General features: G+C 63.4%; 12 protein-coding genes and 1 pseudogene. 8 read left to right on the top strand and 5 right to left on the bottom strand.

From position 1 onward, the window contains the following. Positions 1 to 63 precede the first annotated feature (63 nt). Positions 64 to 879, top strand: a complete 816-nt coding sequence (locus GNZ21_RS12015) for a hypothetical protein (RefSeq protein ID WP_188503854.1) — start codon at positions 64 to 66, stop codon at positions 877 to 879. Positions 880 to 1,034: 155 nt separating this feature from the next. Then, positions 1,035 to 1,646: a recombinase family protein gene (locus tag GNZ21_RS12010; RefSeq protein ID WP_229659623.1), complete on the top strand. Its 612-nt coding sequence runs from the start codon at positions 1,035 to 1,037 to the stop codon at positions 1,644 to 1,646. A gap of 72 nt (positions 1,647 to 1,718) precedes the next feature. On the opposite strand, the gene GNZ21_RS12005 is transcribed toward GNZ21_RS12010, so the two are convergent. From GNZ21_RS12005 to GNZ21_RS11995, 3 genes are read right to left on the bottom strand one after another with little or no spacing between them, the layout of a single operon-like run. Beyond that, positions 1,719 to 2,375: a DUF6036 family nucleotidyltransferase gene (locus tag GNZ21_RS12005; protein ID WP_188503853.1), complete on the bottom strand. Its 657-nt coding sequence runs from the start codon at positions 2,373 to 2,375 to the stop codon at positions 1,719 to 1,721. Further along, the gene (locus GNZ21_RS12000) at positions 2,372 to 2,869 is read right to left on the bottom strand and encodes a hypothetical protein (protein WP_157324666.1); all 498 of its coding nucleotides are present in this window, start codon (positions 2,867 to 2,869) and stop codon (positions 2,372 to 2,374) included. The genes GNZ21_RS12005 and GNZ21_RS12000 overlap by 4 nt, the downstream gene beginning before the upstream one ends. Positions 2,870 to 2,923: 54 nt before the next feature. Beyond that, on the bottom strand, positions 2,924 to 3,301 hold the full coding sequence (locus GNZ21_RS11995) for a hypothetical protein (protein ID WP_157324664.1): 378 nt from the start codon (positions 3,299 to 3,301) through the stop codon (positions 2,924 to 2,926). A gap of 278 nt (positions 3,302 to 3,579) precedes the next feature. Between GNZ21_RS11995 and GNZ21_RS11990 the strand changes: the two genes are divergently transcribed. Beyond that, the gene (locus GNZ21_RS11990; RefSeq protein ID WP_188503852.1) at positions 3,580 to 4,257 is read left to right on the top strand and encodes a metal-dependent transcriptional regulator; all 678 of its coding nucleotides are present in this window, start codon (positions 3,580 to 3,582) and stop codon (positions 4,255 to 4,257) included. 110 nt (positions 4,258 to 4,367) lie between these two features. Next, positions 4,368 to 4,562: a hypothetical protein gene (locus GNZ21_RS11985; RefSeq protein ID WP_157324660.1), complete on the top strand. Its 195-nt coding sequence runs from the start codon at positions 4,368 to 4,370 to the stop codon at positions 4,560 to 4,562. Positions 4,563 to 4,580: 18 nt separating this feature from the next. On the opposite strand, the pseudogene GNZ21_RS16355 reads toward GNZ21_RS11985, so the two are convergent. Both GNZ21_RS16355 and GNZ21_RS15735 read right to left on the bottom strand, forming a co-directional pair. Further along, a pseudogene (locus GNZ21_RS16355) lies at positions 4,581 to 4,778 on the bottom strand (hypothetical protein); the annotation flags it as partial. Between the two features lie 200 nt (positions 4,779 to 4,978). Next, the gene (locus GNZ21_RS15735) at positions 4,979 to 5,551 is read right to left on the bottom strand and encodes a pyridoxamine 5'-phosphate oxidase family protein (protein WP_198346021.1); all 573 of its coding nucleotides are present in this window, start codon (positions 5,549 to 5,551) and stop codon (positions 4,979 to 4,981) included. A 162-nt stretch (positions 5,552 to 5,713) separates the two neighbouring features. Between GNZ21_RS15735 and nrdI the strand changes: the two genes are divergently transcribed. Genes nrdI through GNZ21_RS11960 form a run of 4 tightly spaced genes read left to right on the top strand, consistent with a single transcriptional unit; the run spans position 5,714 to position 9,958 of the window. After that, positions 5,714 to 6,223, top strand: coding sequence for a class Ib ribonucleoside-diphosphate reductase assembly flavoprotein NrdI (gene nrdI, locus GNZ21_RS11975; RefSeq protein WP_373868472.1), 510 nt, complete (start codon positions 5,714 to 5,716; stop codon positions 6,221 to 6,223). Next, positions 6,220 to 8,376, top strand: coding sequence for a class 1b ribonucleoside-diphosphate reductase subunit alpha (gene nrdE, locus GNZ21_RS11970; RefSeq protein ID WP_157324657.1), 2,157 nt, complete (start codon positions 6,220 to 6,222; stop codon positions 8,374 to 8,376). Before nrdI ends, nrdE begins: the two co-directional genes overlap by 4 nt. A gap of 33 nt (positions 8,377 to 8,409) precedes the next feature. Then, positions 8,410 to 9,435: a class 1b ribonucleoside-diphosphate reductase subunit beta gene (gene nrdF / locus GNZ21_RS11965; protein WP_157324655.1), complete on the top strand. Its 1,026-nt coding sequence runs from the start codon at positions 8,410 to 8,412 to the stop codon at positions 9,433 to 9,435. Between the two features lie 49 nt (positions 9,436 to 9,484). Continuing rightward, positions 9,485 to 9,958, top strand: coding sequence for an NADPH-dependent FMN reductase (locus GNZ21_RS11960; protein ID WP_188503850.1), 474 nt, complete (start codon positions 9,485 to 9,487; stop codon positions 9,956 to 9,958). The last annotated feature ends 199 nt before the right edge of the window (positions 9,959 to 10,157 follow it).

Raw genomic sequence — 10,157 nt, 5'->3', positions numbered from 1 at the left:
CCGACCACCATGGATGCGGACTAATTAAACCGCCAACTGGTCAATTTACTCAGATACGCCTCGATGCGTGGCGACTATGTGGCCGCGGCACGAGAACAGCAGTCAGTTGTCAATGGCATCACGGATGACCAAGCGACACAGGCACTGCAGCGACAGCGACTCGCGACCTACACCAACTTTTTCGATCCCTCGCAAGCGCAACAGATCCAAAAGGCGGCCAACCGCGCGAACATGCAATTACTTCGACCTCTTGTAGGTGTGCAGTACGAGAAATTGAACGCGGCCAGCCGCCCGCAGGGTGAGCAGGCATCATCCTGGCTGCAAGCTAGGTACGCCTCAGGGAACGAATTACTACTCGGGTTCAACGCCCTGGCGCAAGACCTAGATTGGGGACCTCGGACGGACCAGTTTGAGCAGGCGGTGCGTGATCTTGCCGATCACATTGGGCACGTAGGACAGCGGCCAGAGCAACTTCCTAAGCCCGGACCCGATAGCTTATGGGCCCTCAGTGACGGGAGTTTCTATGTCATTGAGGCGAAGAGCGACGCGGATGCAGGGCACCCTGTCTACAAGAGGTGGGCCGGGCAGCTCTCCCAAGCGATGGACTGGTTCCGGGAGCAATATCCGAACAGCACAGCGGAACCCGTGCTGATCCACCCGGAGGAGAGGTTCGATTCGCGCGCTGCGATACCGCCGGGCTGCCGGGTTATCACCACGGAGCGGCTTGCACGCCTAAAGGAAGCACTAGCGTCCTTCGCTACAGGGCTGGCTTCGAATGATGCCTTCCGTGATCCCGCTCGTGTCACCAGCCTCTTGAACGATCATGGACTCAACGCCGCCGCCTTCATAGGTCGATTCTCGGTAGAGGGACGATACTGAGCGCCCTGCCAGTCATCGTCGTGAGACCGCCAACGCCGGGAGAAACAACTGCATGAAACCATGCCGATCAAGACGTGCATACCTTTGCGAACGCACGGCGTCCCGTGGGGTCGTAAACGTACCTGCGTCTTATAGAGACGAAAGAGGTACCCGCGATGACCACCGCAACAACAGGCCGCACCACCGCGCCGACGCCGAGCATAGAGCCTGCCCCCGGGCGGGCGGTGCTTTATGTGCGTATCAGTGATGATCCCGAGGGGTTGGAGAAGGGCGTGGAGCAGCAGGAGGCTGATTGCCGCGCCTATGCCGAGGCCCAGGGCTACTCGGTGGTGGAGGTGTTCAGGGAGAACGACACTTCGGCGTTCAAGCAGCGCACCATCACCCTGCCCACTGGTGAGAAGGTCCGCCGGGTGGTTCGTCCCCGGTTCCGAGCGTTGTTGTCGTTCCTGGCTCGTGGTGGGGCGGGGGCGATGATTGCTTATGACCTCGATCGGGCCGTGCGTGACCCCCGCGATCTGGAAGACCTGATTGACGCCAAGCTGCTCTACGGCTTCCGGGTGCTCTCCACTACCGGAAGTCTGCGCCTGGATAACGATTCGGATATTGCCAGGGCCCGAGTGCTGGTGGCGATGGCCAACAAATCCTCAGCGGACACCGCTCGGCGTGTCGCGAGGGCGTCGAAGCAGCAGGCTATCGATGGCAGATGGCACGGGGGCCGGGCTCCTTACGGGTACCGGATGGGTGACGCTGTAGGGGCGCAAAAGTAGTTGCGTCTTGATCGGCGTGCTTCTGCGGTTGTGAGTCTATCTCGGGTCTTCGGGCTGTCGGGAGTGTTCTGGTTAGAGGCTGCGTCCCGGCCCGTCAGTAGGTGGCCGTGAGCGGTTTCGCCAGGGGTCGCTGAAGGGATCGAGGGCCGGTGGTTTCCTCCTGGGCTTCTCGGTGCTGGTCGTTGGGGCCTCTCGCTGGGCGTGTGCGCGGGTGGCGACTTCTTCAGCGAGGTACCGGTGGCGGGGTAAGAGTTGCCCGGCCGGGTAGGTGTCGGTGAGTAGGTCGATACATTCCTGTGCGGTGGTGTAGCCGACCCGGTTGAACAGTACTGCGGCGTCGTCGAGGTCACGTTCGTCGCGGGAGGCGTGAAGTTTCATGGCTAGCAGGTATCCCGGGGAGGGCACCTGTACCAGTAGGGATTCGGACTCGAACACGGTGCGGGGCTGGTCGTCCTCACCGGGCATGAACCCTTTGGCGGCGTCGTTGAGCCAGTCCGGTTCCAGCCCGTGGGCGCTACTCATTTCTTCGGCGATCTGCCGTACTTCGGGGGCGGGGACGAATAGGGCGTCCACGTCACGGGTGAGCCGTTCGGCGTCGTAGGCCAGGGCCATCGCGGCCCCGCCGACGACGAAGAGTTGGGCGGTGACTCCTGCTTCGGTGAGCCGGTCGGACAGCTCGTGGAACAGGGCACGTACCCCGTTGGCATCGAGCTGTCCGACTGTGGTCATGCTCTGGCCAGGGAACGGGAGGTGATGAGAATCCCGCGCTGCCGGAAGGCCTCGGGGCTTTCTCGGTCAGCCTCGGTGCGGAAGATCACCGGAACAGCCGGGTACCAGGCGTCGGTGCGACGGGTGGGGTCCAGTGCCCAGGCGGGTGTGGTCCAGCCGTCACGCTCAGCGAGGTAGGCAGCCAGCGCTGCGAACGCGGCATCGACCTCAACCGCGCCGGTGTGGGGCGGTTCGTCGGTGAAGACCTCGGCGGCAAGCTCGGGGCCGCCGCGTCGCAGCACGGAAGTGTAGTCGTCCAGGGTTTGGAGGATTCCGAATCGCCAGCACGCATCAAGAGACTCCCCGGCGGCGATCATGGTGCGGCAGGCTGCCGCGTTCTGCGCGGCGGTGTGACGCACCCCCACACTCGGGTTCGGAGCAGCGGCAGGAGTTGTGCGGGCAGCATCCAGCAGTGCGCCCACCGGTAACACTTCGCCTTGGAACACCACGACCATCGCCTCCTTTCTGCCCTCCTAGTATCTCAGAGGCCCTCATCGAAGTCTTCAGGGCTACAGTTCTCGTGCTGGCCCGTGACGGTGCGGGTTATGAGGCCGGGGATCATGCTCCAACGCCTGGACCGCAGTCTCGGCTTTCTTCCAGCCTTCCGGGTCGGTGAACCCAGGGATGTTGATCAGGACATCAGTGCCCGGGTATGCATACGGGTCCTGGACGGCCATACGGTGCTTATCGGCCGGGGCGCCGTACTGTGCTTTCAGCTCGGCCAGCCGCGCCTCGATGGCCTCACCGGCGGTGCGTTCACCTCGTAGGACCCGCTCGCGCAGAGCGATGTCCTCGGGGGCTTCATCGGCTCCAGCCATCTGCTGGGCCGCGTTCGCGGCGATCTTGATACGGTCGATCTCGGCCTGAGAACGGACTCGTGTTGCCATCACGGGGCTCCTTCCACCAGGGTTTGCCCACGCTTTCCATTCCACCGCGCGAGGACTCTCACCGGAGGGTTATCCACAGCCCATCGGCGGCGCAAGGATAGAGGTCACGCCTCGGGCACAAAAGGCTCGTATGCTCTCCGCGCTCGTAGTGCCAGACGTGTGGAGGAAATGTCGGGCTCTCGGCCGCTCACGGCTGCCAGGCTCTGAGGGGTCAAGGAATCGACGGAGCGGGCCGCAAGTTCGGCGCATCGTATTTGGATGTTTGGTACTCTCGTTGGGTGACGGTTTCAGCCCTTTCCGCGAGTAGCCAGAACTATCTCAAGGCGGTGTGGAGCCTTGGGGAGTGGTCTGATGAGCCTGTGACAGCGTCGACGGTGGCCGCGAGGACGGGCGTGAAGCTGTCGACAGCGTCGGATGCGATCAGGAAGCTGTCTGAGCAGGGCTTGTTGGAGCATGCTCCGTATGGTGCGGTTACCTTAACCGAGGCGGGGAGGGCGCATGCGGTGGCGATGGTGCGTCGACATCGACTCATCGAGGCTTTCCTAGTGAAGGTGCTTGAATACCGCTGGGATCAGGTGCACGATGAGGCGGAGACGCTGGAGCATGCGGTGTCGGACTTCATGATCGACCGGATCGCTGAGTATCTTGGGCATCCTGACCGCGATCCGCATGGCGATCCGATCCCCGGCGCGGACGGTACGGTCAGCAGGCCTGATGCCGTGTTGTTGACGGGATTGGGGTCGGGCCGACGGGTTCGTGTGGAGCGGATCTCGGACGAGGACTCGCAGTTGCTGCAGTTCTTTGCCGATCACGGCATCGGCTACGAGACCGTGCTGGAGACGCGGCCAGCTGCTCCGTATTCAGACACTATTGAAGTGGTGACCGAGGAAGGTGGGACGCCGTTGCCGTTGGGCCGGTCAGCGACCGATGCCGTATGGGTGACACCGGTGTCGTAGGGTCAGAACTCGTTCATTGCGGGAGCGACGATAGCTGAGATGTGTTCGGCGCTGCCCAGTCCGATGCTCCCTGAGCCACATGGCGTGGTCAGGGTTATGACGCCGGTGGCGTGAGCGAGACCTGTGCTCTGCACCGTAGCCCGAGGGATGAGTCCGAGCACATAGAAGCGTTCGAGAACGTCGGGATCGTGGTCATCGACGCCGGTCACCCGTACGGTGACGGGTGCAGCGACGCTGCTGAGTGGGCGGTCAATGATCCCTGTCCCTGCCGGGTCACCGCGCATCCGATCACGGAGGGTGGCTGAGACGTCTTCAGCGGGAGGCCAGTTGTTGTAGACGCCGCGATCGGACTCGCGGCTGCTGACGACGAGGGTGCGCTGTCCTTGACGTGCGACCTCGCGTAGTAGCGACCTTCGCCCGCTCGGAGTAGTTCGCCGGCGTCCAACGCCTCCGCGATGAGCCGTTGGTCGTCGGTGGCACCGACGACCTCTGCTCGACCTGGGGTGGTCATCGCCGCCCACTCCTGGACGAACTCGCGAATTGCAGAATTCGTCAGCCACGCGTCGTCCAAGACACTGCCAATGGCGCTCATGCGATCCTCGTTCCTGCAGTGGGTGCGAGCGAATGGATCTCGCGGAGGTGGATCAGAACCGCAGCGGCAGGCGGTTTCATGCCATGTTCGGCTGCGAACTCGACCGCCGCATCGAACACGTCGCCCCCTTCATGGACCCCCGGGCGTTCCGACGAAGCGGTAGCGGTCGATCACGGCGACCACCGCGGCCGAGCCGGCGCGGATGTTCGCCAAGTGCTGCCCCGCGGTGTTCTCGTTGTAGATCAGCGTGCGCTCGTCCCACACCAGCAGCGAGCGCTTCGGTCCGACATCGGGCATCCCGTCACTTACGGCAGTGGCAAGGATCGGGAGTTGGGCGGCAAGCAGAACCCGCATCGGGTTCGTCAAACGGACCTCACCTCGCAACCGATGCGCCAACCCCTCCGCATGCCGCAAGGTCTGACCAGGAACCGGCGAGGCTAGAGGCGGCGCGCCAGCGCGCAGTGACGCATCTACGAACCGTTCAAGCTTGTCGGACTCCTCGCCCCGCAGGAACACCACCAGCATCCGCAACAGGCCATGCACTGCCGCGGCCGGGTCCGCTGAGGTTTCCAGCAGCCGCATCGCAGCCTGATGATCTCCCGCCCGCGCCTGCTGGAACAGGCCGATCGACTCCAACCAGGTGCCCTCCCGTGAGGTCTCCGCTGTCACCGCGCACTCCCATCTCGCAGCGAACTGCTGCATGCCCAACATCCTATGTTCGGCCTTCCGTAGTTCAACACGTGGGCGTGTCGTAGACAAGAAGATCACATGGATGTTATTACTAGATAAGCCGCTCCAAACAGGAGTCGAGCACAACATGTAGTGGTTGGCGTCATTGCACGGCCGGCCAGTGAGTGAGGAGGGATCGCTGTGCAGACTCCGGCGAGATCACCCCAAGACGCGCTTCCGGTGCGCGAGCTGCCGGTCGCCCAGTCGCCGGATCTGGTGTTCTTCTCCAGCGTGTCGGAGAACACCCGACGATTCGTGGAACATCTGGACCGGCCGGCCGTGCGTATCCCGCTGCGCCCGCGCAGAGAAGGGCTGATCCGTGTCTCCCGGCCCTTCGTCCTGGTGGTGCCGACCTACGGCGGCGGGGCACGCTCCGGCGCGGTACCCAAGCAGGTGATCGGCTTCCTGAACGACCCGGTCAACCGCGCGTTGATCCGCGGGGTGATCACTGCGGGCAACACGAACTTCGGCGAGCACTACTGCAGCGCCGGCCCCATCATCTCCGCGAAGTGTGAGGTGCCTGAGCTGTACCGCTTCGAGCTATTGGGCACCCAGCGCGACATCGAACTCGTCAACGCCGGCCTGACCCGCTTCTGGGACCAGGCATCAGACGATCAAGCATCCACCGAGAGGAAGACCGCATGACCATCATCAACCCAGAAGCCCCCGCGCGCACCGGAATCGGCGCGAGGAAGGACTACCACGCCCTGAACGCGCAGTTGAACTTGTTCGCCCCCGATGGGTCGATCCAGTTCGATAAGGATCGCGAAGCCGCCGAGGAGTATCTGCGTCAGCACGTCGCGCCCAACACGAAGCAGTTCGGCACGGTGTGGGAACGGCTGGAGTGGTTGGTCGCGAACGACTACTACGAGCAGGCATTCCTCGGCGCTTACCCGCGTGAGTTCCTGATCGCCCTGCATGAGCACGCCGAGGCAGCCGGGCACCGCTTCCAGACGTTCCTGGGCGCATTCAAGTTCTTCACCTCCTACGCGCTGAAGACCTTCGACGGCACCACCTACCTGGAAGACTTCTCCGAGCGGGTCGTCGCCACCGCCCTCTTCCTCGGGCAAGGCGACGAGGCGCTGGCGGCCCGGTTGGTGGACGAGATGATGTCCGGCCGATTCCAGCCCGCAACACCCACGTTCCTCAACGCAGGCAAGGCTCAGCGAGGTGAGCTGGTCTCGTGCTTCCTGCTGCGGTTGGAGGACAACCTGGAGTCCATCGGCCGCAGCGTCAACTCGGCACTGCAACTGTCCAAGCGTGGCGGGGGTGTTGCTCTGCTGCTGACAAACCTGCGCGAGACCGGGGCTCCGATCAAGAAGATCCAGAACCAGGCCTCCGGCGTGGTCCCGGTGATGAAGATCCTGGAGGACTCGTTCTCCTATGCCAACCAGCTCGGCGCGCGCCAGGGTGCGGGTGCCGTCTACCTGCACGCCCACCACCCGGACATCCTGCGGTTCCTCGACACGAAGCGGGAGAACGCGGACGAGAAGATCCGCATCAAGACACTCTCCCTCGGCGTCGTCATCCCGGACGTGACCTTCCAACTCGCGAAGGAGAACCGGGACATGCACCTGTTCAGCCCCTACGACGTGCAGCGCGAGTACGGGACAGCCTTGTCGGACCTGTCGGTGAACGACCACTACGACGATCTGGTCGCCAACCCCCGCATCCGCAAGACCACGATCAGCGCCCGCGAGTTCTTCAAGGCCCTCGCCGAGCTGCAGTTCGAGTCCGGCTACCCGTACGTCCTCTTCGAGGACACCGTCAACCGTGCCAACCCGCTCGCGGGGCACATCAACATGTCGAACCTGTGCAGCGAGATCCTCCAGGTCAACACCCCCTCCCGCTATGACGCGGCGATCGGCTACCAGGAGGTCGGACGCGACATCTCCTGTAACCTCGGCTCGCTCAACATCGCCCAGGCGATGGCGTCACCCGACTTCGGTGCCACCGTCGAGACGGCGGTTCGGGCACTCACCAGCGTGTCGGATCAGACCGACGTGGATGCGGTTCCCTCGGTCGCTGCCGGGAACGACGCCTCGCGTGCGATCGGGCTGGGGCAGATGAACCTGCACGGCTACCTTGCCTCCCAGCACATCCACTACGGCTCAGAAGAAGGAATCGACTTTACCGACATCTACTTCCTCACCGTCACCTACCACGCGATCCGCGCCTCCAATCGACTCGCCATAGAGCGCGGCCAAACCTTCGACGGGTTCGATTCATCCTCCTACGCCGACGGGAGCTACTTCGACAAGTACACGCAGCGCGACTGGCAACCCGCCACCGCGCGGGTCCGTGAACTGTTCGCGGCCGCAGGCGTAGCGATCCCCACGCGCCGGGACTGGGAGGCCCTGCGTGCCTCCGTCAGAGAGCACGGGATCTACAACGCCTACCTCCAGGCCATCCCCCCGACCGGTTCCATCTCCTACGTGAACAACTCGACCGCGTCGATCCACCCGATCGCGGCGAAGATCGAGATCCGCAAGGAAGGCAAGCTCGGCCGCGTCTACTACCCGGCCCCACACATGACAGGCGAAAACCTCGAGTTCTACCAGGACGCGTACGAGATCGGCTACGAGAAGATCATCGACACCTACGCCGCCGCCACCCGCCACGTCGACCAGGGGCTGTCGCTGACGCTGTTCTTCCGCGACACCGCCACCACCCGCGACATCAACAAGGCTCAGATCTACGCCTGGCGGGCCGGGATCAAGACCCTCTACTACGTCCGGCTGCGACAGCCAGCGCTGGAAGGCACCGAGATTGAGAACTGCGTCTCCTGCGCGCTCTGACCCCTCCCACGCAAGCCGTCTGAAAGAAGCACCATGACTCTCATTGACCCCAACCGCACTCTCGGCGAGAGCTCCGTCACGCCACCGGGATACAGGCACGATCCCGCGGCCCGCCTGCGACCCATCAACTGGAACCGTGTCGGTGACGACAAGGACCTGGAGGTATGGAACCGGCTCACCGCGAACTTCTGGCTCCCCGAGAAGGTTCCTCTCTCCAACGACCTCCCCGCCTGGCAGAAGCTCTCCGAGGAGGAACGCACCCTCACCATGCGCGTTTTCACCGGGCTCACCATGCTCGACACGGTGCAGGCCACCGTCGGAGAAATCTGCCAGATCCAAGACGCCCGCACCGAGCACGAGGAAGCCGTCTACACCAACATCGCCTTCATGCAGTCCGTCCACGCCCGCTCTTACTCCTCGGTGTTCTCCACGCTCACCTCGACGCCAGAGATCGACGACGCCTACCGGTGGGCCGTCAGCAACGACCTACTCCAGGAACGCTGCAAAAAGGTACTCGTCCACTACTTCGGCGACGACCCGCTCAAACGCAAGGTCTCCTCTACGCTGCTGTCGTCCCTGCTGCTCTACGCCGGGTTCTACCTGCCGCTGCACTTCTCCGTGCACGCCACCCTCACCAACACCGCCGACATGATCCGACTTATTTTGCGCGACAAGGCCGTGCATGGCTACTACTCCGGCTACAAGTACCAGCGCGGACTCGAAACCCACACGCGGCGGGAGCAGGCCGACATGCGCGAGTTCACCTACGCGCTCTTGGAAGAGCTCTACGAACTCGAACTCCACTACTCCGGCGAACTCTATGAACCACTCGGACTCATGGACGATGTCGCCGTGTTCGTCCGGTACAACGCCAACAAGGCACTCATGAACCTCGGCTACCCGGCACGGTTCGCACCGGAAGAGACCGAGGTGAATCCGGAAATCCTCGCTGCCCTCGCACCCGGCGCCGACGAGAACCACGACTTCTTCTCCGGCTCCGGATCGTCCTACATCATCGGCAAAGGCGAAGACACTAGCGACGCCGACTGGGACTTCTGAGCATGACCTGCCACGCCCCTGCACAGATTCGAACAGACGAAAGACTCCCGTGACGAAGAACATCTCCATCCTCATCGGCAGCCTCAGACGAGGCTCCTACGCCCGCAAGATCGCGCGCAACATCATCGACTACTTCCCTGACGACTACGGCGTCCGCATAGTCGAGATCCGAGATCTCCCGCTCTACGACTTCGACTACGACGACCCGGAGGTCACCGACAAGCCCACCCCTCCCGAGTACACGAGCTTCCGGGGCGCGATCAAAGCCTCCGACGGCGTCCTCTTCGTCACCCCGGAGAACAACCGCACCATTCCCGCGTGCTTGAAGAACGCCATCGACATCGGCTCCAAGCCGAACGGGGACGTCGCCTGGAGACGACTCCCCGCCGGCATCATCAGCCACTCCGTCGGCCGCATGGGCGGATACAGTTCGCAGAAGAACCTTCGCCTCTCGCTTTCATACTTCGATATGCCCACCCCGGGAGTACCAGCCCACTCGAAGCGACAGCGGCTTGCCTCGTAGGGGTGGTCTTCTCGTTCGCACTCGGAGCAGGCGAACACGGACTCTTCGTTCGCGCAGCATGCGCAGACCAGCACGTTGCAGATCGTCAACGACGGGTAGGCGATTGGGCGCAGCTCGAAGCACTCAGGGCAGACGGCCGGGTGGTAGGCGATGTCGCGGCGGCAGCGGTAGCAGAGCGGACCGGTTGGCAGCATCACCG

This window comes from Nesterenkonia alkaliphila (assembly GCF_009758175.1).
Taxonomy (GTDB): Bacteria; Actinomycetota; Actinomycetes; order Actinomycetales; family Micrococcaceae; genus Nesterenkonia; species Nesterenkonia alkaliphila.
This window is presented reverse-complemented; position numbering and strand designations above follow the sequence as displayed.